The sequence below is a fragment of the Ruegeria sp. CRTD044 genome, from assembly GCF_059613485.1.
The window spans coordinates 381,358-403,874 of record NZ_JBXWSP010000016.1; the positions used below are offsets into that span (position 1 = coordinate 381,358).

Annotated in this window: 24 protein-coding genes and 1 riboswitch; of the genes, 7 read left to right on the forward strand and 17 right to left on the reverse strand. The window is 60.7% G+C overall.

Annotated elements, in window-relative coordinates:
* The first annotated feature begins 22 nt into the window (after positions 1-22).
* The 6 genes from trpA (at position 23) to AC2FNL_RS14285 (ending at position 5,357) form a co-directional block, all read left to right on the forward strand.
* Positions 23-814 carry a tryptophan synthase subunit alpha gene (gene trpA, locus AC2FNL_RS14260; protein WP_170460268.1) on the forward strand — a complete coding sequence of 264 codons (792 nt, stop codon included), beginning with the start codon at positions 23-25 and terminating at the stop codon, positions 812-814.
* 158 nt (positions 815-972) lie between these two features.
* A complete protein-coding gene (locus AC2FNL_RS14265) occupies positions 973-2,139 on the forward strand; it encodes an alpha-hydroxy acid oxidase (protein ID WP_496834044.1) in 1,167 nt (388 codons plus the stop codon).
* 110 nt (positions 2,140-2,249) lie between these two features.
* A complete protein-coding gene (locus AC2FNL_RS14270; RefSeq protein WP_093964607.1) occupies positions 2,250-2,906 on the forward strand; it encodes a 50S ribosomal protein L25/general stress protein Ctc in 657 nt (218 codons plus the stop codon).
* A gap of 132 nt (positions 2,907-3,038) precedes the next feature.
* The gene (pth, locus tag AC2FNL_RS14275) at positions 3,039-3,725 is read left to right on the forward strand and encodes an aminoacyl-tRNA hydrolase (RefSeq protein ID WP_496834045.1); all 687 of its coding nucleotides are present in this window, start codon (positions 3,039-3,041) and stop codon (positions 3,723-3,725) included.
* Between the two features lie 78 nt (positions 3,726-3,803).
* Positions 3,804-4,967: a serine hydrolase domain-containing protein gene (locus AC2FNL_RS14280; RefSeq protein ID WP_496834046.1), complete on the forward strand. Its 1,164-nt coding sequence runs from the start codon at positions 3,804-3,806 to the stop codon at positions 4,965-4,967.
* Positions 4,968-4,976: 9 nt separating this feature from the next.
* Entirely contained in the window at positions 4,977-5,357 is a 381-nt protein-coding gene (locus AC2FNL_RS14285) for a DUF2237 family protein (protein WP_093964605.1), read from the forward strand.
* 60 nt (positions 5,358-5,417) lie between these two features.
* Here AC2FNL_RS14285 and trpB read toward each other — a convergent pair whose 3' ends face one another.
* The 9 genes from trpB to AC2FNL_RS14330 all read right to left on the reverse strand — a co-directional run bounded on the left by trpB (position 5,418) and on the right by AC2FNL_RS14330 (position 13,533).
* Complete coding sequence (trpB, locus tag AC2FNL_RS14290; protein WP_170364905.1) at positions 5,418-6,665, reverse strand: tryptophan synthase subunit beta; 1,248 nt, start codon at positions 6,663-6,665, stop codon at positions 5,418-5,420.
* A 67-nt stretch (positions 6,666-6,732) separates the two neighbouring features.
* Positions 6,733-7,068 carry a hypothetical protein gene (locus AC2FNL_RS14295; protein WP_496834047.1) on the reverse strand — a complete coding sequence of 112 codons (336 nt, stop codon included), beginning with the start codon at positions 7,066-7,068 and terminating at the stop codon, positions 6,733-6,735.
* A 48-nt stretch (positions 7,069-7,116) separates the two neighbouring features.
* Positions 7,117-7,761 (reverse strand): phosphoribosylanthranilate isomerase, encoded by a 645-nt coding sequence (locus tag AC2FNL_RS14300; RefSeq protein WP_170436365.1) that lies wholly within the window; start codon positions 7,759-7,761, stop codon positions 7,117-7,119.
* 6 nt (positions 7,762-7,767) lie between these two features.
* Positions 7,768-8,118 carry a lipopolysaccharide assembly protein LapA domain-containing protein gene (locus AC2FNL_RS14305; protein ID WP_170340535.1) on the reverse strand — a complete coding sequence of 117 codons (351 nt, stop codon included), beginning with the start codon at positions 8,116-8,118 and terminating at the stop codon, positions 7,768-7,770.
* A gap of 7 nt (positions 8,119-8,125) precedes the next feature.
* Entirely contained in the window at positions 8,126-8,410 is a 285-nt protein-coding gene (gene ihfB / locus AC2FNL_RS14310) for an integration host factor subunit beta (protein ID WP_050603110.1), read from the reverse strand.
* A 272-nt stretch (positions 8,411-8,682) separates the two neighbouring features.
* The gene (gene rpsA, locus AC2FNL_RS14315) at positions 8,683-10,359 is read right to left on the reverse strand and encodes a 30S ribosomal protein S1 (RefSeq protein WP_093964601.1); all 1,677 of its coding nucleotides are present in this window, start codon (positions 10,357-10,359) and stop codon (positions 8,683-8,685) included.
* Positions 10,360-10,630: 271 nt separating this feature from the next.
* Positions 10,631-10,888 (reverse strand): DUF6525 family protein, encoded by a 258-nt coding sequence (locus tag AC2FNL_RS14320; protein ID WP_480752651.1) that lies wholly within the window; start codon positions 10,886-10,888, stop codon positions 10,631-10,633.
* 204 nt (positions 10,889-11,092) lie between these two features.
* Positions 11,093-12,778: a tryptophan halogenase family protein gene (locus tag AC2FNL_RS14325; RefSeq protein ID WP_496834048.1), complete on the reverse strand. Its 1,686-nt coding sequence runs from the start codon at positions 12,776-12,778 to the stop codon at positions 11,093-11,095.
* Between the two features lie 239 nt (positions 12,779-13,017).
* Complete coding sequence (locus AC2FNL_RS14330) at positions 13,018-13,533, reverse strand: hypothetical protein (protein ID WP_093964599.1); 516 nt, start codon at positions 13,531-13,533, stop codon at positions 13,018-13,020.
* 216 nt (positions 13,534-13,749) lie between these two features.
* Between AC2FNL_RS14330 and AC2FNL_RS14335 the strand changes: the two genes are divergently transcribed.
* Positions 13,750-14,229, forward strand: coding sequence for a YHS domain-containing (seleno)protein (locus tag AC2FNL_RS14335; protein WP_093964598.1), 480 nt, complete (start codon positions 13,750-13,752; stop codon positions 14,227-14,229).
* 30 nt (positions 14,230-14,259) lie between these two features.
* On the opposite strand, the gene cmk is transcribed toward AC2FNL_RS14335, so the two are convergent.
* The 8 genes from cmk to AC2FNL_RS14375 form a co-directional block, all read right to left on the reverse strand.
* A complete protein-coding gene (gene cmk, locus AC2FNL_RS14340; RefSeq protein WP_496834049.1) occupies positions 14,260-14,877 on the reverse strand; it encodes a (d)CMP kinase in 618 nt (205 codons plus the stop codon).
* A complete protein-coding gene (gene aroA, locus AC2FNL_RS14345; RefSeq protein ID WP_496834050.1) occupies positions 14,874-16,220 on the reverse strand; it encodes a 3-phosphoshikimate 1-carboxyvinyltransferase in 1,347 nt (448 codons plus the stop codon). The genes cmk and aroA overlap by 4 nt, the downstream gene beginning before the upstream one ends.
* Positions 16,221-16,288: 68 nt before the next feature.
* Positions 16,289-16,999: a tRNA (guanosine(46)-N7)-methyltransferase TrmB gene (gene trmB / locus AC2FNL_RS14350; protein WP_496834051.1), complete on the reverse strand. Its 711-nt coding sequence runs from the start codon at positions 16,997-16,999 to the stop codon at positions 16,289-16,291.
* A 125-nt stretch (positions 17,000-17,124) separates the two neighbouring features.
* On the reverse strand, positions 17,125-18,306 hold the full coding sequence (gene metK, locus AC2FNL_RS14355; protein WP_496834052.1) for a methionine adenosyltransferase: 1,182 nt from the start codon (positions 18,304-18,306) through the stop codon (positions 17,125-17,127).
* 5 nt (positions 18,307-18,311) lie between these two features.
* Positions 18,312-18,360, reverse strand: a riboswitch (SAM-SAH riboswitch).
* 42 nt (positions 18,361-18,402) lie between these two features.
* Complete coding sequence (gene lnt / locus AC2FNL_RS14360) at positions 18,403-19,908, reverse strand: apolipoprotein N-acyltransferase (RefSeq protein ID WP_496834053.1); 1,506 nt, start codon at positions 19,906-19,908, stop codon at positions 18,403-18,405.
* Positions 19,905-20,789 (reverse strand): hemolysin family protein, encoded by an 885-nt coding sequence (locus AC2FNL_RS14365; protein WP_093964592.1) that lies wholly within the window; start codon positions 20,787-20,789, stop codon positions 19,905-19,907. Before AC2FNL_RS14365 ends, lnt begins: the two co-directional genes overlap by 4 nt.
* Before the next feature lie 36 nt (positions 20,790-20,825).
* The gene (ybeY, locus tag AC2FNL_RS14370) at positions 20,826-21,320 is read right to left on the reverse strand and encodes an rRNA maturation RNase YbeY (protein ID WP_496834054.1); all 495 of its coding nucleotides are present in this window, start codon (positions 21,318-21,320) and stop codon (positions 20,826-20,828) included.
* 40 nt (positions 21,321-21,360) lie between these two features.
* Complete coding sequence (locus AC2FNL_RS14375; protein WP_093964591.1) at positions 21,361-22,383, reverse strand: PhoH family protein; 1,023 nt, start codon at positions 22,381-22,383, stop codon at positions 21,361-21,363.
* Positions 22,384-22,517 lie beyond the last annotated feature (134 nt).

The window sequence follows — 22,517 nt, forward strand, 5'->3', positions numbered from 1 at the left end:
AACCTGTATGCAAGGATCGTCCATGACCCGTATCGACGCCAAGTTCGCCACCCTGAAAGCCGAGGGGAAGAAGGCCTTTGTCGCCTATATCATGGCCGGGGATCCCGACTATGACACCTCGCTTGAGATCGTTCGCGGCCTGCCGGGGGCCGGCGTCGACGTGATAGAACTGGGCCTGCCCTTCACCGACCCGATGGCGGACGGCCCCACCATTCAGGCGGCTGGTCAACGGGCCCTGGACGGCGGCATGACGCTGCAACGCACGCTGGATCTGGCCAAGGCATTCCGGGAAACCGATGACACCACGCCGATCGTACTGATGGGCTATTACAACCCGATCTACAGCCGTGGCGTAGACAAGTTCCTGGCCGACGCCAAAGAGGCCGGCATCGACGGCCTGATCGTCGTAGACCTGCCGCCCGAAGAAGATGACGAGCTGTGCTTGCCCGCGCAGGCGGCCGGGCTGAACTTCATCCGGCTGGCAACGCCCACCACCGATGACAAGCGCCTGCCGAGAGTACTGCAGAACACCTCGGGCTTTGTCTATTATGTCTCGATCACCGGCATCACCGGTGCGGCCGAAGCCGAGGCCACCGATGTCGGCCCCGAGGTCGCGCGCATCAAGGCGGCGACCGATCTTCCGGTGATCGTGGGCTTCGGCATCAACACGCCCGAGAAATCACGCGCCATCGCCAGCGTTGCCGACGGGGCGGTGGTCGGCTCAGCCATCGTCAGCCAAATCGCCGCCGGCAAACCCGTGGCGGAGGTTCTGGATTTCGTGAAATCGCTGTCAGACGGCGCCCACAGCGCCTGAAGCCAAAACCCCAAACGGTTCTCAACCGCTGCAGGCCGCACGCCTGCGGCGGTTTTTCTTTGCGCCTTCGTCCCACCTGACCACTTGCGCAACTGGCCGTTGCGCCGCGGTGGAAGAATTGGTAAAGAAACCTAACCAATCTGCAGAAAGGCGCGGCCATGCCTGTCATTACCAATATCGACGACCTCAAACGCATCTATGAACGTCGGGTGCCCCGGATGTTTTATGACTATGCCGAAAGCGGCAGCTGGACCGAGCAGACCTTCCGCAACAACAGCTCGGACTTCCACGACATCCGTCTGCGCCAAAAGGTTGCGGTGGACATGTCCGGCCGCTCGACCGCGTCGCAGATGATTGGACAGGACGTGGCCATGCCGGTGGCCCTCGCGCCCGTGGGTCTGACCGGGATGCAGCATGCGGATGGTGAAATGAAGGCCGCCAAGGCCGCGCTGGATTTCGGCGTGCCCTTCACGCTGTCGACCATGTCGATCAACTCGATCGAGGATGTGGCCGAACATACCGGCGCGCCGTTCTGGTTCCAGCTGTACACCATGAAGGACGAAGACTACGTCCGCCGCCTGATCCAGCGCGCCAAGGATGCCAAATGCTCGGCCCTGGTCATCACCCTTGATCTGCAAATCCTCGGCCAACGGCACAAGGACCTGAAGAACGGCCTATCTGCCCCGCCGAAACTGACCGCCAAAACCATCGCCAACCTGATGACGAAATGGGCCTGGGGCATCGAGATGCTGGGCGCGAAACGACGCGAGTTCGGCAATATCGTGGGCCATGTCGAGGGCATCTCGGACGCCTCGTCCTTGGGCGCGTGGACCGCGGAACAATTCGATCCCAGCCTCGACTGGAAGAAGATCGAGAAACTGATGGAGCAATGGGGCGGCAAGGTGATCCTGAAGGGCATCCTTGACCCCGAAGACGCCAAGATGGCGGCCAAGCTGGGCGCTGACGCCATCGTGGTGTCGAACCACGGCGGGCGGCAGTTGGACGGCGCGCTCAGCTCGATCCGGATGCTGCCGCGGATCATGGATGCGGTGGGCGGCGAGGTCGAAGTGCATCTCGACAGCGGCATCCGCTCGGGTCAGGACGCGCTCAAGGCGCTGGCGCTGGGGGCCAAGGGCACCTATATCGGGCGCGCTTTCGTCTACGGGCTGGGCGCGATGGGCCAAAAGGGCGTGACCACCGCGCTGGAAGTGATCCAAAAGGAACTGGACACCACCATGGCCCTATGCGGCGAGCGCAACGTGGCCGATCTGGGGCCGCACAATCTGCTTGTTCCGCATGATTTCTGCGGCCGCTGGCAGGAATGACTCGGAAATCGTTTTTACCCCTTTCCAAATGGCCGGATTCGGTCTAATGACGCCGCTTCACGCGGGGTGACAGCCTTGGAGGCACCCCGCCCCAACATTGGAGATTTATCATGGCTGGTGAGATTCCTGATCTCGTAGCTCTGGAACGGACGGGGACGGGCAAGGGCGCCGCTCGTCAGGCACGCCGCGACGGCATGGTTCCGGGCATCGTATTTGGTGGCGAGAAAGACCCGCTGCCGATCCAGATTCCGTTCAACGAACTGTTCAAGCGCCTGAAGGCAGGCCGCTTCAAGTCGACCCTGTGGAACCTGAAGGTCGAAGGCCACGAAGACGTCCGCGTCATCTGCCGCGACGTTCAGCGTGATGTCGTCAAGGACCTGCCGACCCACCTGGACCTGATGCGTCTGCGTCGCACGACCAAGATCGCCCTGTACATCCCCGTCGAGTTCATCAACGAGGAAGAAGCCCCCGGCATCAAGAAGGGCGGCGTTCTAACCGTTGTCCGTCCCGAGGTCGAGCTGGTCTGCACCGCCGGCGACATCCCCGAAAAGATCACCGTCGATCTGACCGGTCTGGAAATCAACGACGTTGTCACCATCTCGTCGGTTGACCTGCCCAACGGCACCAAACCGACCATCGACCGTGATTTCGTGATTGCGAACATCTCGGCACCGACCGGCCTGGCGTCCAGCGACGACGAAGAAGGCGAAGGTGAAGAGGAAGTCGCAGCCGACGAAGTTGAAGTCGTAGGCAAAGACGAAGAATAAATCCGCATCCTTCGGATTGGAATTTGAAGCGGGGCCTCGTCCAGGGCCCCGTTTTTCTTTGAACGACCGGCTGGCACAGGAAAGGCATCTCGTGCAATTCTGCGCCGGACCGAAACGCACAAGGAATTTGCGATGAAGCTGTTTGTCGGATTGGGCAATCCGGGCGCAAAGTACGCCCGCAACCGGCACAATATCGGTTTCATGGCGGTGGATGCCATCGCCAGGGATCATGGCTTTGGGCCATGGCGTTCGAAATTTCAGGGTGAAATATCCGAAGGACTGCTGGGCCGAGAGAAGGTCCTGCTGCTGAAGCCCATGACCTTCATGAACCGTTCGGGCCAATCGGTCGGCGAGGCCATGCGGTTCTTCAAGCTCGACTCAACCGATGTGACCGTTTTCCATGACGAACTGGACCTTGCACCCGGGAAGGTTCGTGCCAAGGCAGGTGGCGGCCATGCCGGGCATAACGGCCTGCGGTCGATCCACGACCATATCGGAGCAGCGTATGATCGTGTCCGGCTGGGGATCGGCCATCCCGGACGCAAAGAGCTGGTTTCGCCCTATGTTCTGGGAGATTTCGCCAAGGTCGACGCCGACTGGCTGGACGATGTTCTGCAAGGCGTTGCAGACGGGGCGGTTCATCTGGCTGCGGGCGATGCGGCCAAGTTTATGAACGCCGTGGCGCTGCGAACAGCGCCACCGCACAGTTCCACCACGACGCCCAAATCCGAAACCAAGACCTCTCCCGCCCCGAAAGCCGAGACGCCCACGCCCGATGACCGCACGGCGATGCAGAAGCTGTTGGACAAGTTCCGATAGCGGCAAAAACCTTCCGCAACGTAGCAATTGCGGAATTGCCGTCATCACGATCCAATTCCGCCAAACGGGAGGAATATCATGAAAACAGGTCTGAAATGGCTGCTGCGAATCGTCCTGACGCTGGTCTTGGCCGCTGCAGTTGTCAGTTTCTGGAAGCGCGAGGAAATTCAGCGCCTTCTGGCGGTGAACTCTCTGTTTTCCGAAGAAAAGATCGTTCAGAATTTCTCTCACATGGACGCGGCGTTTCTGACTGTCGACCTCCCTCGCGGGAACGGTCCCACTTGGGGCCTGCCCTATGGCGCTGAATTCGACCTGTCCGCCGAGACGCAGGACTGGATCGAAGAGCGCGCCGTCACATCCCTGCTGGTGATGCAGGATGGGCAGGTCCGGTTCGAGGAGTATTTCCTGGGCACATCGCCAGAGGACCGCCGGATCTCGTGGTCGATGGCCAAAAGCTATTTGTCCGCTCTGTTCGGCATCCTTCTTGAGGAGGGCGCCATAGCCTCGCTGGATGATCCGGTCATCAAATATGCCCCCAAGTTGCAGGGCAGCGCCTATGAAACAGCAACGATCCGCAACGTGCTGAACATGGCCAGCGGTGTAACCTTTGACGAAGACTATCTGGACCCGAAATCCGACATCAACCGGATGGGTCGGGTCGTCGCCCTTGGGGGCGAGTTGGACGACTTTACGGCCTCGTTGAAGGACAGTTTTGCGGCACCGGGAGAGACTTGGCAGTATGTTTCCATTGATACCCATGTCATTGGAATGGTGATCCGAGGGGCAACAGGTCAAAGCGTCGCCGCGTTGCTGGACGAAAAGATCCTGCAGCACCTCGGTCTTGAGCGGGACGGATACTATATCACCGACGGCGCCGGCGTCGCCTTTGTTCTGGGTGGCTTGAATTTCACGACGCGGGATTATGCCCGCTTTGGCCAGATGATCCTGAGGAACGGCGCGCGCGACGGACGCCAGATCGTTCCGGCCGACTGGATCAAGGAATCCACCTTGCCAAGCGCGCCGACCGAGCCCGGCAAGATCGGCTACGGATATCAGTGGTGGATCCCCGTCGGCGCCCATGACGGTGAGTTTCTGGCACGCGGCGTCTATGGCCAATACATGTATTTCGACCAGTCGCGCGGCGTGCTGATCGTAGCCACAGGCGCTGATCGGAAGTTCCGCGAGCCCGGGGTCAATGAGCAGAACATCGAAATGTTCCGCAAGATCGCGCAAAGCCTGTAAGGTAGCTGCATGCAAAAGCAGGACAGCATAAATGTTCTGGGCGGCGTGCTGGCTCCGTGTTCGCGAAAGCCCCTGACCGGCTTTTTCCGCGACGGGGCCTGCAACACCTGCCCTGAGGATCGCGGCAGCCACACGGTCTGCGCGGTGATGACCGCTGAATTTCTGGCCTATTCAAAATATGTCGGCAACGACCTGAGCACGCCACGGCCCGAGTTCGATTTCCCGGGCCTGAAGCCTGGCGACAGCTGGTGCCTGTGTGCCGCGCGGTTCATGCAGGCCCATGACGAGGGCTGTGCGCCAAAGGTTCATCTTGAGGCGACTCACCAGCGCGCATTGGAAATCGTGCCGCTGCACGTTCTGACCAGCCACCGCGCAGACTCTGGACAGTGAACCGGGAATGAAAAACCCGGCACGGTCGAAGCGTGCCGGGTCCGGATCTTTGGGCTGCCCTTAGGTTGCGTCGCGACCCTCGGTATCAGACATGTCGAAGTTCAGATACTTGGCGACCGTTTGAACATCCTTGTCGCCACGTCCGCACATGTTCATGCAGATGATGTGATCCTTTGGCAGCTCCGGCGCGATCTTCATGACATGCGCCAGCGCGTGGCTGGGTTCGAGTGCGGGAATGATGCCCTCGGTCGCGCAGCACAGCTGGAACGCCTCAAGAGCCTCTTTGTCAGTGATCGACACATATTGCGCGCGCCCGATATCGTGCAGCCAGGAATGTTCGGGGCCGATGCCCGGATAGTCGAGCCCGGCCGAAATCGAGTACCCCTCGAGGATCTGGCCGTCGTCGTCCTGCAGCAGATAAGTCCGGTTGCCATGCAGAACACCTGGTCGACCGCCCGTGAGCGAGGCGCAATGCTCCATCTTTTCGTTGACGCCTTTGCCGCCTGCTTCGACGCCGATGATGTTGACCGATTTGTCGTCGAGGAAGGGATAGAACAGCCCCATGGCGTTCGAGCCGCCGCCGATCGCCGCGATGATCGTGTCCGGCAGGCGACCCTCGGCCTTCATCATCTGTTCCTTGGCTTCCTTGCCGATGATCGATTGAAAGTCGCGCACCATCGCCGGATACGGGTGCGGGCCGGCGACCGTACCGATGCAGTAGAAGGTATCGCGCACGTTGGTCACCCAGTCGCGCAGCGCGTCGTTCATAGCGTCCTTCAGGGTGCCGCGGCCCGAGGTCACCGGAATCACCTCGGCCCCCAGCAGACGCATGCGGAACACGTTGGGCGCTTGCCTCTGAACGTCATGTGCGCCCATATAGACCACGCATTTCAGACCGAACTTGGCGCAGACGGTCGCGGTGGCGACACCGTGCTGCCCGGCCCCAGTTTCGGCGATGATCCGGGTCTTTCCCATGCGGCGCGCCAGGATGATCTGGCCCAGCACGTTGTTGATCTTGTGCGCGCCGGTGTGGTTCAACTCGTCGCGCTTCATATAGATCTTTGCGCCACCCAGATGTTCGGTCAGGCGCTCGGCGTGATACAGGGGCGACGGACGGCCCACGTAGTTGGCCCACAGATCGTCCATCTCGGCCCAGAAGCTCGGGTCGGTCTTGGCCTTCTCGTATTCCTCCTCCAGCGACAGGATCAACGGCATCAGAGTCTCGCTGACGAACCGCCCGCCGAAAATGCCGAAGCGGCCGTTTTCATCCGGGCCGGACATGAAGGAATTGAACAGATCATTGGCCATGGTGGTCTCCATCGTCGTGCCTGTTGTTATTAGGAGGTGCCGGCGGGATTTGCCATCGCAAATCGCACTATTCCGCCGCGGTACTGCCGTTCATCCAGATAGTCAGCGCCTGATCCCGGGTCGGAATGGCGATGCAAGCAAAGTGACGGAATTGGTAGGTATTGGCCAAACGCGGGGCGGCTTGCATCACCCCTCGGTGCGGGTTCGACTGGGCAAAGGTCAGCATGGCTTCGACGTCGTGCCAAACGCTAAGCGAGAAATACGCACCCTCATGCAAAAACACCTCGGCATGGAGGCACAAGGGATCGCCCTTGGCCTGGCGCAAGGCCTTCCCCGCACGCCAGAAAAACTCGGGCCCGTGGTACCATCGCTTCAGTGAAACCGCGCCAATTGCAGCCAGCATCCTTCATCCTCCCCTTTGAGAAGGATACGCAAGCGCGTTCTGGTCAGATCACCGTGCCGCTTCAATAAATGAGCGGATCAGGCACCGATCCTTGACACCCGGGGCGCTTTCCACGCCCGATGCCACATCGACCTGCCTTGCACCGGTCATACGGATCGCCTCGGCTACGTTGTCCGGGTTGAGTCCCCCCGACAGCATCCACGGCGTCCGCCAGTATTTGCGACCGGCGAGCAGTCGCCAGTCAAAAGGCAAACCGTTGCCGCCGGGCAGCTCAGAGTTCTTCGGCGGCTTGGCGTCAACCAACAACTGATCGGCCACGTCCGAGTAGAGGTCTATTGCGGCCAAATCCTCGGCTTCCGCCACTCCAATCGCCTTGATCACCGGCAAGCCGTAGCGTGATTTGACCTCGGCCACGCGCTCGGGGCTTTCGGCGCCATGCAGCTGCAACATGTCCAGTGGAACCCCCGCCACAATCTCATCCAACTGCGCGTCGGTGAAGTTTACCGCCAGGGCCACTTTGGCCACGCCGACCGGCACGTCACTGGCCAGCGCCGCTGCCTGGGCAATCGGTGCATAGCGTGGAGACTTGGGAAAGAAATTGAACCCAATGTAACGCGCACCTGCTTCAACGGCTGCGCGCACATGCTCGGGTGCGGTCAAGCCGCAGATTTTTACGCTGATCTCGGCAGACATCGGCTCTCAGCTGGCCTCGTCCAGAAGGGCAAGCACATCGTCCTGACCTTCGTTCTGCTTCTTCTTGAGCTTCTTGACCTCGCGCTCGAGCTTCTTGACCTCGGTCTTTTTGACGGTGGCATCCTTGCGGTGCTTGTGCTCGCGCAGCCACTCCCACAGAAAGCCGATGACAAGGCCAGCCACGATCCCGCCAAGAACCACAAGAAACAGCGGCAGCGAGGTGGCCAGATTGAAGCCAAGCAGGTCAGACAAGGCGTCCGGCATCAACTGCAACTGCACCATCTGGCGATTGGCCAGCGAGACCGAGACAAGGACGATCCCCAGGACCGCAAGAAAACCGTATCGAATGTAGCGCATCATGAGATCACGCTTTACCGTTCAAACGATCCCTTAGCAACTTGCCGGTCTTAAAAAACGGCACGCACTTTTCTTCGACCTGAACCGTCTCGCCAGTGCGAGGGTTCCGGCCGACGCGCGCATCCCGTTTCTTGACCGAAAAAGCTCCGAAGCCCCGCAGTTCGACACGGTCACCGCGCGCCATCGCGTCTGTGACTTCCTCGAATACGGTATTCACGATCCGCTCGACATCACGTTGGTACAGATGTGGATTTTCGTCGGCGATTTTCTGAATCAGTTCTGAACGGATCATGCGTGCTACCCTCCCAGGTCACCGTGTCATCTCGTCTACTGGTTTGGCCAGTATAGGAAAAAACGGTGCCGGGTGGAATGTAAACTCTGTGTGTCCGGGGTGCATTTTCCAAGAAAGCACCGGAAATTCGCGTGTACGGACGCGAATCCGGCGGTTCATGCCTGCACCTATCGCCGAATAACTCGCAAAACCGGAACACATTGATTCGCAAAAGAAACGGCCCCGCTCGGGATGAGCGGGGCCGTCTGAGTGTTCAAAACTGCAGGTCTGGCTTAGTCGCCCGACTTCAGCGCGGCACCCAGGATGTCGCCCAGCGATGCGCCCGAGTCCGACGAACCGTACTGTTGAACGGCCTCTTTCTCTTCGGCGATTTCGCGCGCCTTGATCGACAGGCCCAGACGGCGGGTCTTGCTGTCGACGTTGGTCACGCGGACATCGACCTTGTCACCGACCGAGAAACGCTCGGGGCGCTGTTCGGCACGGTCGCGGCTCAGGTCCGAACGGCGGATGAAGGACTTCATGCCTTCGTACTCCACCTCGATGCCGCCATCTTCGATCGCGGTCACTTCGACGGTGATAACCGAGCCACGCTTCACGCCGCCCACGGCTTCGGCGAACTTGTCACCGCCCAGAGCTTTGATCGACAGCGAGATACGCTCTTTCTCGACATCAACTTCCGAGACGACCGCCTGAACGACGTCGCCCTTGCGGTAGTTCTGGATGGCATCCTCGCCACGCTCGTCCCACGACAGGTCCGACAGGTGAACCATGCCGTCGATGTCGCCTTCCAGGCCGATGAACAGACCAAATTCGGTGATGTTCTTGACTTCGCCTTCGACCTGCGTGCCCTCGGGGTGCGTTTCTGCAAACACTTCCCACGGGTTGCGCTGGGTCTGCTTGAGGCCCAGGGACACGCGACGCTTGGCGCCGTCGATTTCCAGAACCATAACGTCGACTTCCTGGCTGGTCGAAACGATCTTGCCGGGGTGGACGTTTTTCTTGGTCCAGGACATCTCGGACACGTGCACCAGACCTTCGACACCGGGCTCCAGCTCGACGAACGCGCCGTAGTCGGTGATGTTGGTGACGCGACCCTTGTGCACCGAACCCAGCGGGTACTTGGCGCCAACCAGATCCCACGGATCTTCCTGCAGCTGCTTCATGCCCAGGCTGATGCGGTGGGTTTCCTTGTTGATCTTGATGACCTGAACCTTGATGGTTTCGCCGATCGTCAGGATCTCGGACGGGTGGTTCACACGGCGCCATGCCATGTCGGTGACGTGCAGCAGGCCGTCAACGCCGCCCAGGTCAACGAATGCACCGTATTCTGTGATGTTCTTGACGACACCCTCGACGGTCTGACCTTCGGACAGGTTGCCGATGACTTCGGCACGCTGTTCGGCACGCGATTCTTCCAGGATTGCACGACGCGAGACAACGATGTTGCCACGGCGGCGGTCCATTTTCAGAATCTGGAACGGCTGCTTCAGACCCATCAGCGGGCCAGCGTCGCGCACGGGACGAACGTCAACCTGGCTGCCGGGCAAGAACGCAACTGCGCCACCCAGATCCACGGTGAAGCCACCTTTGACGCGACCAAAGATAGCACCTTCGACGCGCTGGTCGTCGGCATATGCTTTTTCCAGACGGTCCCATGCCTCTTCACGGCGGGCCATCTCACGCGAGATGACGGCTTCACCACGGGCGTTTTCTGCGGCGCGCAGGTAGACTTCGACCTCGTCGCCAACAGCGATTTCAGGAGCTTCGCCGGGATTTGCGAATTCTTTCAGATCGACACGGCCTTCCATCTTGTAGCCTACGTCGATGATGGCTTGGCCCGCTTCGATCGCGATGACCTTGCCTTTGACAACCGAACCCTCTTCGGGGGTGTCCATTTCGAAGCTTTCGTTCAGGAGGGCTTCGAATTCCTCCATGGATGCGTTAGCCATGTGGCGTTGTTTTCCTTTACATAACGTTTTTGCTGGCCGAGCGGTTGTCTCCGCCGGTCTTGTTTCATGATGTCCTCTGGCGTGACCCGGTGCGCATCTGGCTAAACAAACACAAAGGGCCGAGGAAACCCGGCCCTGCTCAGATACGTCGCCCGGGCGTTGACCGCCCTTGTTCAGACAGCGCGCGTATAGGCGGATTCTGGGCGCAGCGCAAGCAGAAAGGCCCTTGTTGCAAGCCGACGCGGGATTCCGCTTGCGTTTTCCGGGTCAGCTACTCCTCCCAAATCCGGGCATCCCTCAGCAGCATGGCCTGCTCGATCGCATTCAAACGTGCCAGAGCGTCGGCCGGGGCCTTTGCCCCACCGGCTGCCTTCCAAATCTTGAGGGCCGAGTTCGGACTCCACGGCAAGCATGCATTCGCAAGCCACTGACGCAACTGAGGCGGAAGGGTGTCATAGGCCTGCATTGCGGGGCGTTGTCGTCTCCGGCGGTTCAGGCGGCTGCGCAGATTGCGTCTTTGAATGGTCATGGGCATCGACTGTTCCAATGCGAATTTTCAGAGCTGGAACTGGACCGAACAGAATGGGTTGGGGAAACGCCTCAACTGACATGGTATGTTATTACGTAACATACTATTGGTGCGCAACCCCGGATTGAGGTCAAAAAAGGCAGGGTTCTGCAACCCTGCCCTCAGTCATTCCGAAGCTCTCAATATTAGCCGAAGCCGGGAGACCTAGAACAGTTGCAGGTCTTTCTTGCCGCTTTGAATCTCGGCCAGATTCGGCATGTTCTGGATGACCACCGGTTCGGGTGCCGCACCCGGCATCGGAACGGTCGGCTGTGCCGCCTTGGCCATCGCAAAGGTGGGTTGCTTGAGCTCTCCGCGAATGTCGCGCAGCAGGGTTTTGTGGTCCGGCATCGCTTTCAGGATTTGCGCAAGGTCCACTTTCGCGCCCTTCCACCACTGGAACCAGATGTCCTTCCGCAATGGTCGAATGCGATCCCGAATTCCTGTGCCATATCCCGTATCATAGACCTGCTTGCCCAGCAGAACCGTCTGATAGACGCGATGGTCAAAAAGCGTTGCAAACTCGACATCGTGCTGCATCGGAAGGCGGTTTTTCCAAAGCTCAAGGTTTTCAGCCAGCCTGTCCGGCACCTTCATCTCGGTCCGCGCATCGATCCAGTATTGATCATCGGTACGATTGTTCAGCTTGTAATGCAGGCAAATGAAATCCAGCACTTCGTCATAGAGCTTGTTCATCTGACGATTGTATCTATCCCTAAGCGAGCGTTCGATATCGCGGGTCGGCAAATGCTCGGCGAACCAGCGTACGGCATGGTCGACCATATGGATCGCAGTGCTTTCCAGCGGCTCGATGAACCCACCGGCCAGCCCGATTGCAACGCAGTTCTTGACCCACGCGTTACGGACGCGCCCGATCCGCATAGGGATCACCCGCGGCGTCGCGCCTTTGCCGCTATCACCCAGCCACTCCAGATATTCGTCCGCCGCCTGATCATCGGTCCGGTGCGCGGATGAATACACGTATCCCGTGCCCACTCGGTTGTAGAGAGGCACGCGCCAAGTCCAACCAGCGCCAAGTGCAGTCGATCGTGTAACGCTTTCGATCTTCCGGGGATTGGGGTGCTCGATCTGCAACGCCATGGCACGGTCGTTCGGCAGATAATCCGAATAATCCATGAACGGCTCGCCCAGCGCCTGATTGATGATCAGGCCGCGGAAACCGGTGCAGTCCACGACCATTTCAATATCGTGGCGGCCTGCGCGCTCAAGCATCAGGTGGCTGACATTGCCCTGTTCATTCAACTCGACCGACTGAACCTCGTCGCGGATATGTTCGACGCCACGCTGCGTACAGACCCTGGTCAACATGCCTGCGAATTTTACGGCGTCCAGGTGATAGGCATAACCAAACCGCTGCTCGAATTCGGGTTGCCCCAGAAGCCGCGCGCCTTTGCACAGCCGGGCCAGATCATCATGCGGCGAGATGGACTGAGTGAAATCCCGGTCCCCGTTGCCAAACCGAAGAAAGTATTCGGCGGCCTCGAGTCCTTCCAGCATCTGGCCATGGGCAAATGGGTTCACATAGTCGATGCGCTTTCCCTTTGCGTCCTTGTTCCAGTTGCAGAATTTGACGCCCAGCTTGAACGACGCATTGGTTTCGCGGAAAAAGTCTCGCTCGGAAATCCCAGCCTGCCGGAGCGTGACCGGCATACGCGGCACGGTCGCTTCACCAACGCCGACCGTGGCGATGTTCGGGCTTTCGATCAGGCAGATGCGCGGACGATCCTTGGTTGCTGACGTGCGCGAAAACACCATCTCGAGAAGCAGCGCCGTCATCCAGCCGGCCGTACCGCCACCCACGATGGTGATTTTTTGCAAACGATTATTCATGTTGTTCTGTCCCTGTTGGCTGTGAGGATTATGCGGCCGCCTGCCCGTTTTTCCGGGCCTCGGTGGCGACCTCCCCTTATCGCTGAGGGAAACTATAGCAGCTTTCCGGCATCCAGCTAGGGCCAATGGCGGCATCAAGTGGGCCCAAACGGGCGCCTCTGCCAAAGCAACGCATGGTCACGGCCTGTTTCCCCGGCACCTAACGGCAAGCGATGACGGATGAACCTTCCGAGGCAGCCTCAGATGTCCTCGCCTTTCTTCAGAAGATCGTCGATCAGTTCGCGTTGCAGATCATGGCTGTCCCCACCGCCGAACTCCGCCGCACCTCCGGAATAGAGAGTGCCATAGGTCAGGGCGATATTGACGGTCTGCGCCAGGCCTGAGATCAGTTGATCCTTGTTCAGCCGTGACAGCGGGTGAATGAACACGGCCCACAAGGTGCCGTTGGCGATCGCATAGCGCGCGTCCAGCGTACTGTCGAAATTGGCCTGCATCATGCGCTGCAAGTCTTCGGCCGAAAGCTCTGAGGTGCCGCTGATCGCAACCATTGCCCGCATCCGGTCGGCATGCACATCAGTAACAACCAGCACCGGCACATCGGAAATCGTCATGGTAAAGCCCGGACCCTGCGGCTCGGCATCGGGGTCTAGGGCAAAGATGATCTTGCCCAGTCTCTCGTAGGTCATCGGTGGCTCGGCTTCCTGCGCCAATGCATGGCCGGCCATCAAAACCCAGATCAAGGCAAATCGGATCATCCGCTCTCTCCACCATAGACGCGTTCAGCCTAAGCGGGGACTGATCAACTGGCCAAACACAGCTTGGTGAGCCGGTTTGGCTGGCTCTCGGCAAGTGCGAACGATCTGCAAAGTTTTCCGTCCGCCCTGCGATTACGCGTCCGCAAGCCGGCATTTATCTGTTCAGCACGGGTCGGCGAGAGTGCCGACCACAACTGAACATGAAAGGAACGCACAATGAAATCTGTTGTACTCGGCGCCCTTGTCGCCGTCCTGCCGATGATCGCCGCACCGGCTTTTGCGGCGGATGAGATCAATGTCTCGAACGGGATCTCGGCCGGCGGTGCGCCGCTGGCTGCTCACGGCGTCGATCTGGTGGCGCTGGTCACCGACGGCAACCCGGTCGAAGGGTTCGCCACGCATTCGGCCACCTATGATGGCGCGTCCTACTACTTCACTTCGGCTGAGAACCGCGAAGCATTCGAGGCCAATCCCGATGTATACCTGCCGCAGCACGGCGGCTTCTGCTCGTACGGTGTTTCCGTGGGCAAGAAGTTCGATGGCGATCCGGATCAATACCTGCTGGCCGATGGCAAGCTGTACCTGTTTCTGAACGCGGCAACCCGCGCCAAGTTCCTCGAGGACGTGTCCGGCACAGCCAAGACTGCGGATGACCAGTGGGCGAATATTAAGTCGATTGCGGTCGGCGAACTGTAATCGGACTGTCGCCATGGGCTGTCCGCGGTCTCACCTTGCCGCGGGCAGCTTTCCTTGAATAACCGCGATCGCCTTTTCCAGCGCGGCCTCGATGCTCAGGTCCGACGTGTCCAGTAAAACGGCATCGTCGGCAGGTTTCATCGGGGCCGTGCTGCGCTCGGCGTCCCGCGTGTCGCGCTCGCGGACATCGGCCAGAACCTGCGCGCGGGTTACATCCGCGCCTTTGTCTGCCAGTTCAAGATAGCGTCGCTCGGCGCGCACTTCGGGGCTGGCGGTGACGAACAGCTTCACCTCGGCCTCGGGACAGATCACCGTGCCGATATCGCGCCCGTCCAGCACCGCGCCGCCGGCCCGCAGGGCAAAGCTGCGCTGGAAATCAACCAGAGCTGCGCGCACCTCGGGGATCACGGCCACTTTCGACGCCGCTTGCGCGATTTCGGCGGTGCGCAGGTCGCCCTGCTCCAACTCCTCGGCCGTCAGGGACCGCGCCGCCTCGACCGGGTCGGTGCCGTCCAGCGTGCGCCGGCCGACCGCGCGATACAGCAGCCCCGTATCCAGATGCGCCAGCCCGAAATGAGCAGCCACGGCCTTGGAGATCGTGCCCTTGCCCGCAGCGGCCGGGCCGTCGATGGCGACGGTAAAGCTCATGTGCGCTCGACCTTGGCGCCAAGGCCCTTCATCAACGGCTCGAAGATCGGGAATGAGGTCGCGATGGGGCTACCGTCATCGACCGAGACCGCCTGTTGCGCGCCCATGCCCATCACCATGAACGACATGGCGATGCGATGGTCCAGAAAGCTTTCGCAGGTGCCGCCGCCGGGCACGCCGCCGATGCCCAGCCCGTCGACCGACCACCAGTCATCGCCCTCGTCAACCGTGACGCCGTTGGCCCGCAGGCCCCGCGCCATGGCGTCGATGCGGTCGCTTTCCTTGACGCGCAGTTCCTTGACGCCGCCCATCATCGTCTTGCCGGTGGCGTTGGCCGCAATCACAGACAACACCGGATATTCGTCGATCATCGACGCTGCGCGTTCGGGCGGAACGTCGATGCCCTTCATGTCGGGCGAATAGCGCGCGCGCAGGTCGGCCACCGGCTCGCCGCCTTCCTCGCGCATGTTCTCATAGGTCAGATCGGCGCCCATCTCGCGCAGCGTGGTGAACAGGCCGGCGCGCGTGGGGTTCAGGCCGATGCCCGGCACCAAAACATCCGAGCCCGGCGTGATCAGCGCCGCACAGACCGGGAAGGCCGCGCTGGAGGGGTCTCGCGGCACGGCGATCACCTGCGGTTTCAATTCAGGACGACCGGTCAGGGTGATGACCCGGCCTTCGTCGGTGTCCTCGACGGTGATTTCGGCGCCGAACCCGGCCAGCATCCGTTCGGAATGGTCACGGGTGGCTTCCTTCTCGATCACCACGGTCTTGCCGGGCGCGTTCAGGCCGGCCAGCAGAATGGCGGATTTCACCTGGGCCGAGGGCACCGGCACTTCGTACCACACCGGCACCGGATCGGCCGCGCCGACGATGGTCATGGGCAGGCGCCCGCCCGAGCGGCCCACGGCCTGCGCCCCGAACAGGGCCAGCGGATCGGTCACCCGCGCCATCGGGCGTTTGTTCAGGCTGGCATCGCCGGTGAAGGTCGCGCTGATCGGGCTGGTCGCCATCGCGCCCATGATCAGGCGCACGCCCGTGCCCGAGTTGCCGCAGTCGATCACCTGATCTGGCTCGGCAAAGCCGCCCACGCCGACGCCATGCACAGTCCATTCGCCATTCCCGTGCGAGATCACCTCGGCACCGAAGGCGCGCATCGCCTTGGCGGTGTCCAGAACGTCTTCGCCTTCCAGCAGGCCCGAGATCCGGGTCTCGCCCACGGCCATCGCCCCAAGGATCAGAGAGCGGTGCGAGATCGACTTGTCGCCCGGTACTTCGGCCGTGCCGGTCAGCGGGCCGCAGGGATGCGAGGTCATCGGGATGGGCGTGCCGTGTCCGGACATGAGGGCTCCTTTTGCGCTATCAGTGCCCCTGCCGATTAGCGAATTGACGCCGCAGCGTCCAGCCGCAATCACCCGTTGCGGCGGAAGGTCAGGTAGTGCGGCGTGCGGCCTTCACGCAGGGCCTTCTGCTCGTAGCGGGTGGAAATCCAGTCATCCCACGGCTTGCGCCAATCCTCGGGCCCCTCGGCCAGCCATTCGAAACCGGCGCCGGGTACCTCCTCGAGCGTCTGTCGGACGTAGTCCGGGATGTCGGTCGCCACGCGGAAAATCGCGCCGGGTTTCAACACACGTGCCAAGGGTTCCAGGTGCTCGGGCGTCACGAAGCGGCGGCGGTGGTGCCGCTTTTTGGGCCACGGATCGGGATAGAGCAGAAACGCGCGCGAAATGCTGGCATCGGGCAGCACGTCGAACAGGTCGCGCACATCGCCGGGATGCACCGCCAGGTTGGTCACTTCGGCCCGGCGGATCTTGCCCAACAACATGGCCACACCGTTGATGAACGGCTCGGCCCCGATGATGCCGATATCAGGGTTCTGCTGCGCCTGATGCACCAGATGCTCGCCGCCGCCGAACCCGACCTCAAGCCATACCGGCTTGCCGCCGAACAGCGCGTTCAGGTCGATCGGGGTGCGGTCGGGGTTGCTGTCCCAATCCACCGCGCCCGGCGACAGGGCGGCCAGGTCCTCGGACAGATAGGTCTTTTGGCTGGGCTTCAGGGTCTTGCCCTTGAAGCGGCCATAGAAGTTTCTGCGGGGGCGTTCGGGTGACTGGGTGCTCATTCCGGTGCCCTTACTGCGGTGGGGTTTGCGTTGCAAGGGTTGGAGCGCGCCTGATGGGGCCCATCAAAACGGAAAAGGCGCGCCACATCGGACGCGCCTTGCCGTGTTTGGTTCCCGATGCCGGCTCAGACAGCCTTTTTCAAGGCCTCAACCAGATCGGTCCGCTCCCAACTGAAGTCGCCGTCCGCACCCGGTTCGCGACCGAAATGCCCATAGGCCGCGGTGCGCTGGTAGATCGGCTTGTTCAGTTGCAGGTGTTCGCGGATGCCGCGCGGGGTCAGGTCCATCACCTGTCCGACCGCCTTCTCGATCTCGGCATCGGCAACCTGTCCTGTGCCATGGGTGTCGGCGTAGATCGACAACGGCTTGGAAACGCCAATCGCATAGCTCAGCTGGATCGTGCAACGCTCGGCCATGCCGGCGGCCACGACGTTCTTCGCCAGATACCGCGCCGCATAGGCCGCCGACCGGTCGACCTTGGTCGGGTCTTTGCCCGAGAACGCCCCGCCGCCGTGCGGAGCCGCACCGCCATAGGTATCGACGATGATCTTGCGCCCGGTCAGGCCAGCATCCCCGTCAGGTCCGCCGATGACGAACTTGCCGGTTGGGTTCACATGCCATTCCGTCTGGTCGCTCAGCCAGCCATCGGGCAGAGACTCGCGGATGTAGGGCTCGACGATCTGGCGAATATCGTCCGAGGTCAGCGCCTCATCCAGATGCTGGGTGGACAGCACGACCGAACTGACACCGACTGGCCGCCCGTCACGGTAGATCACCGACAACTGCGATTTGGCATCGGGACCCAGAGCGGGTTCAGACCCGTTCTTGCGCACTTCCGCCAGACGGCGCAGGATGGCGTGCGCGTATTGGATCGGAGCCGGCATCAGGGCCGGGGTCTCGGTGGTGGCATATCCAAACATGATGCCCTGGTCACCGGCGCCTTCATCCTTGTCAGCAGACGCATCGACCCCTTGGGCAATGTGCGCCGACTGCTCGTGCAGCAGGTTCGTCACCTCGACCGTTTCGTGGTGGAACTTGTCCTGCTCGTAACCGATGTCCTTGATGCAAGCGCGGGCGATCGCTTCGATCTTGCCCATGTAGTCGTGCAGCTTTTCCTGATCCGACAGACCGACCTCGCCGCCGATGACCACCCGATCAGTGGTGGCAAAGGTTTCGCACGCGACGCGCGCTTCGGGCTCTTCATTCAGAAAGGCATCCAGGACCGCATCTGAAATTCGGTCGCACACCTTGTCGGGATGCCCTTCGGAAACGGATTCCGAAGTGAAAATGTAGTTCTGTCGGGACATGAAAGCGCTCCATTAAGATTTCCCCGTCACGCCAGGAAGCCGTTGTGACAGGCATTCGACGGGATACGCCCGAAGAAACAGGGGGTCAATCGGTAATTATGCCCTGCCAAACCGAACGTTGCGCCCAAACAGCAGTAGAAGCATCAACAATAGCCCAAGCGTCAGCCCGTCGCCGGTTCGCGCATACAGTGTTGGCGGCAATGGCGCCGGAAGATGAGCATCCACGAAACCCGCCTGTCCCAAAGGCAGGGAGGCGATTACGTTGCCATAGGGATCGACCATCGCCGAAACACCGGTATTTGCCGACCGCGCCAGCGGCAGACCTTGTTCGATGGCCCGCATCCTTGCCTGTGCCAGATGCTGGAATGGTCCTGTACGTGTCCCGAACCAGGCATCATTGGTTATCTGCAGAAGGAAATCCGGGCGCTGCGGTGCCGCCGAGACATCCTGCGGAAAGATCGCCTCGTAGCAGATCAGCGGCAGCGCCAGACCCAGTTTGCCGGCGCTCAGCATCGCCGCTCCGGGACCGGCGCTGAAGCCACTTCCGGTGGTCGCGGCCATACCGTGTATTCCGAACTTGCCCATCAGATCGCCAAAGGGGACATACTCGCCGAAGGGCACCAGATGATGCTTGTCGTACAGGCCGGTCTGACGACCCTGCTCGTCGAGGTAGATCATCGAGTTGTAGATGCGCGGCCCGTCTCCGCGTTGGATACCTAGGATGACGGGTGTTCCCTGAGCGGACTCGGCAATCGCTTCCAGATAGGTACCCGCACTGCCCAGCCACGCCGGAACCGACGTCTCGGGCCATACGATCAGGTCCGGACGCGGATCGGCGGCAGTGGATTCAATCTGTCGGGCAAAAAACAGCGGGGCAAAAGACGGGTCCCATTTCTGCTCTTGCGGCGCGTTGGGCTGGACCAGACGAACGATGTGACCGGTCTCTGCAACCCCTGGGCGGTTGCCGGCTTGAACCAGCGCCAAACCGGCAAAGATGACAACTGCCACGACGGGCCAAAGAAACGCCTTACCGTTGCGAGGACCGGCGACAGCAGCGCCCAACGGCAGGGCAAGCAAAAAGGTCGCGGCCCCAAGGCCATAGGGACCAACCCATGCCAGGAGTTGCCCGACCGGGGCATCCACCCAAATCTGCGCCATTCCCGCCCAAGGAAATCCGGTCAGAACATAGCCGCGCGCCATTTCAACCAGCGACAGGATAAGGGCCAGAACGATGACCTGCCGCGGCCCCACCTCTCGGGTTCCGCGCGCGAGCCAGAAAGCAAACGCCCAGAACAGGGCCAAGCCAGCAGCCATGAACACCAGCGCAAAAGGGGCCATCCAAGCATAACGCTCAGCGTCGATCTGAAAGGGCTCGATGATCCAGCTCAGGGCATTGGCGAAGTAACCGGTTGCGAAAGCCCAACCCACCCACGCCGCGCGAACGCGCGTGGAACTGGCCAGAAACAACGGCGCGACGGATGCAAGCGCAATGCAGGTGATTGTCCAATAGCCAAACGGCGACAAGCCAAAGGCCGCCAACGCTCCGAACATCGCGGCCAGTACCACGTGCAGCCAATGCGGCCACCGCAAGGCAGGATTCATGCAGCCATATCCGGCAGCATCACCCGCAGGCGTTTGATGCGCCGCGGATCCGCGTCGATAATCTCAAATTCGGGGCCTTCGGGGTGCAAAACCACCTCACCGCGAGCTGGAACCCGACCCGACAGCATGAAGACCAGCCCGCCCAAGGTCTCGATCTCTTCCTCGTCCACGTCCTCGTGGCTAGTCAGCGACCGGCCGATTTCGGCCTCGAATTCTTCAAGTGGGGCCTTGGCCTGAACGATATAGCACCCGGGCTTTTCTTGCACCCACAGCTGATTTTCGTCGGCGTCATGCTCATCGGCGATTTCTCCGACGACCTGTTCGATCAGATCTTCGATAGTGACAAGCCCGTCGACGCCGCCATACTCATCGATCACCAACGCCATGTGGCGGCGCTCGGTCTGCATCTTGGTCAGCAAAACACCGATCGGCATTGAGGGTGGGACGAACAGCAGCGGGCGGAGCATCGAGATCAGATCGAATTCCGCCGACCCACCGTTGAACCCATGCGTCAGCGCAAAATCCTTGAGGTGGACAAAGCCCAGCGGCGTGTCCAGTGTACCCTCATAGACCGGTACTCGCGACAGACCGCTATCCCGGAAGACCTGGGCCAGTTCCTCTTTGGTGATGGTCGAAGGCACTGACACGATATCAGCGGAAGGAATTGCCACATCCTCGACTCGCATGCGCCGCAGATTGATCATGCCGCGTGGCTGAGGGGTCACAACCTCATTCCCGTTCACGACGACTTCGGCGTCATCCTCGGCGGAAGAAAAAGCATCAAGAATACGAGAGAAAAGCCCGCTTTTCTCTTTGGTTTCATCGCTGCTCTGCGAGTGCGCGCTCTGCGCCGCTCCAGAACTGCCGTCAATATCGCCCATTTTCCTGTTCCAATAGATCGGGCACCAAGGCCCACATTACCCATTATATGGGTCATCAATACCCATTTTGCCAAGTATCTCGACCTCGGCACGTTCCATCAAAGTGGCGTCAAGGTCACGAATGTGATCATACCCCAGCAAATGCAACACTCCGTGAACCAGCAAATGGGTCACGTGGTCATCCATGGATTTCCCGGCCTCCTGGGCCTCGCGCCAGCAGGTGTCGTACGAAATCGCGATGTCACCAAGCGCGATGTCGCCCGTGAAATCCGGCTGGGGCACGAGCGGTGTGCCGCCGGGCTGATCCGCCGCAAGTTCCTCAGCTGGCCAGCTCAGCACATTCGTCGGCGCAAGCTTTTCACGAAATTCAGCATTCAACTCGGCAATCCGGTTGTCGTCGCAGCCCAGCACGCTGACTTCGCACAAATCGGCATCCACGCCGCAATGCGCCAGCGTCGCGGCCACGGCCTTGCGCGCCAATGGCTCAAGACCCTGCCAACGCGGGTCTTCGATCGTGATCTCCAAGTTCATCTCGTGACGCTCCGAGGCCGATTTGCCTAGGCCCGACGGTTCAACCCGTTTCCCGGCCCGAGTCGGCCTCATACGCCTCGATGATCGCCGCGACAAGCGGATGGCGCACCACGTCCTTGGATGTGAAGTAGTTGAAGCTGATATTCGGGATCGTCTTCAGCAGCCGCTCGGCATCCGCAAGCCCCGAAGCCACGCCGCGCGGCAGATCCACCTGCGACCGGTCGCCGGTGATCACCATCCGGCTGCCCTCGCCCAAGCGCGTCAGAAACATCTTCATCTGCATCGTCGTGGCGTTCTGGGCCTCGTCCAATACAACGAAGGCATTGGCCAGTGTCCGCCCGCGCATGAACGCCAGCGGGGCGATTTCGATCCGCTTTTCCTCGATCAGCTTGGCCAGTTGCTTGCCAGGCAGAAAGTCATTCAACGCGTCGTATAGCGGCTGCATATACGGATCGACCTTGTCCTTCATGTCACCGGGCAGGTAACCCAGCTTTTCGCCGGCTTCAACGGCTGGGCGGCTGAGGATGATTCGATCCACATGCCCGCCGATGAACATCGACACACCCACAGCCACGGCAAGGTAGGTCTTGCCCGTTCCCGCCGGGCCGATGCCAAAGGCGAGTTCGTTGTTGAACAGCGACTGCACATAAGCCTTTTGCGCGTCAGTACGGGGTTCAACCAGCTTTTTTCGGGTCTTGATTTCGACAGTTCCGCCCTTGAACATTTCAAGCTGGTCGCCATCACGCGAGCCGGTTCCGGCTTCGGAATTGCCCATCCGCAATTCGCGATCAACGTCGGCAGCTTCGACGTCGCGCCCGCCTTCCAGACGGGTGTAAAGGGCCTGCAAAACCTCGATCGCCTGCTTCTGAAGCTCGTCTTCGCCCATGACGACAAGTTGGTTGCCGCGGCGCACGATCTGAACGGAAAGTTTCCGCTCGATCTCGGCCAGGTTGCGGTCGTATTCGCCGCAAAGATCAATCAACAATCGGTTGTCAGGGAATTCAACAAACGCCTCGTTCGCGGGCATTTCATCTTGCGGTGGGGTAAGGGCACCGATGGCCAATCCGTTCTCCTGTCTTGGCGTTGTCACCCCAAGCGTAGACAACAAGAGTCGGTCGGCGCAAGCCACAGAATCAAAAATCTGAGCAACTGATCGCAAATCGGTCAGGCGGAAGGGAATTCATGGCCTGGCGTGGT

Bases quoted from the DNA above. Each gene is read 5' to 3' on its own strand.
- AC2FNL_RS14330 (WP_093964599.1), bottom strand. From the start codon at position 13,533: ATGATCCGATTTGCCTTGATCTGGGTTTTGATGGCCGGCCATGCATTG.
- ihfB (WP_050603110.1), bottom strand. From the start codon at position 8,410: ATGATCCGTTCAGAACTGATTCAGAAAATCGCCGACGAAAATCCACAT.
- AC2FNL_RS14285 (WP_093964605.1), top strand. From the start codon at position 4,977: ATGCAAAAGCAGGACAGCATAAATGTTCTGGGCGGCGTGCTGGCTCCG.
- AC2FNL_RS14280 (WP_496834046.1), top strand. From the start codon at position 3,804: ATGAAAACAGGTCTGAAATGGCTGCTGCGAATCGTCCTGACGCTGGTC.
- lnt (WP_496834053.1), bottom strand. From the start codon at position 19,908: ATGAATCCTGCCTTGCGGTGGCCGCATTGGCTGCACGTGGTACTGGCC.
- AC2FNL_RS14335 (WP_093964598.1), top strand. From the start codon at position 13,750: ATGAAATCTGTTGTACTCGGCGCCCTTGTCGCCGTCCTGCCGATGATC.
- aroA (WP_496834050.1), bottom strand. From the start codon at position 16,220: ATGTCCGGACACGGCACGCCCATCCCGATGACCTCGCATCCCTGCGGC.
- rpsA (WP_093964601.1), bottom strand. From the start codon at position 10,359: ATGGCTAACGCATCCATGGAGGAATTCGAAGCCCTCCTGAACGAAAGC.
- metK (WP_496834052.1), bottom strand. From the start codon at position 18,306: ATGTCCCGACAGAACTACATTTTCACTTCGGAATCCGTTTCCGAAGGG.
- AC2FNL_RS14365 (WP_093964592.1), bottom strand. From the start codon at position 20,789: ATGGGCGATATTGACGGCAGTTCTGGAGCGGCGCAGAGCGCGCACTCG.
- AC2FNL_RS14325 (WP_496834048.1), bottom strand. From the start codon at position 12,778: ATGAATAATCGTTTGCAAAAAATCACCATCGTGGGTGGCGGTACGGCC.
- AC2FNL_RS14320 (WP_480752651.1), bottom strand. From the start codon at position 10,888: ATGACCATTCAAAGACGCAATCTGCGCAGCCGCCTGAACCGCCGGAGA.
- AC2FNL_RS14295 (WP_496834047.1), bottom strand. From the start codon at position 7,068: ATGCTGGCTGCAATTGGCGCGGTTTCACTGAAGCGATGGTACCACGGG.
- AC2FNL_RS14265 (WP_496834044.1), top strand. From the start codon at position 973: ATGCCTGTCATTACCAATATCGACGACCTCAAACGCATCTATGAACGT.
- AC2FNL_RS14305 (WP_170340535.1), bottom strand. From the start codon at position 8,118: ATGCGCTACATTCGATACGGTTTTCTTGCGGTCCTGGGGATCGTCCTT.
- trpB (WP_170364905.1), bottom strand. From the start codon at position 6,665: ATGGCCAATGATCTGTTCAATTCCTTCATGTCCGGCCCGGATGAAAAC.
- trpA (WP_170460268.1), top strand. From the start codon at position 23: ATGACCCGTATCGACGCCAAGTTCGCCACCCTGAAAGCCGAGGGGAAG.
- AC2FNL_RS14270 (WP_093964607.1), top strand. From the start codon at position 2,250: ATGGCTGGTGAGATTCCTGATCTCGTAGCTCTGGAACGGACGGGGACG.
- ybeY (WP_496834054.1), bottom strand. From the start codon at position 21,320: ATGAACTTGGAGATCACGATCGAAGACCCGCGTTGGCAGGGTCTTGAG.
- pth (WP_496834045.1), top strand. From the start codon at position 3,039: ATGAAGCTGTTTGTCGGATTGGGCAATCCGGGCGCAAAGTACGCCCGC.
- cmk (WP_496834049.1), bottom strand. From the start codon at position 14,877: ATGAGCTTTACCGTCGCCATCGACGGCCCGGCCGCTGCGGGCAAGGGC.
- AC2FNL_RS14300 (WP_170436365.1), bottom strand. From the start codon at position 7,761: ATGTCTGCCGAGATCAGCGTAAAAATCTGCGGCTTGACCGCACCCGAG.
- trmB (WP_496834051.1), bottom strand. From the start codon at position 16,999: ATGAGCACCCAGTCACCCGAACGCCCCCGCAGAAACTTCTATGGCCGC.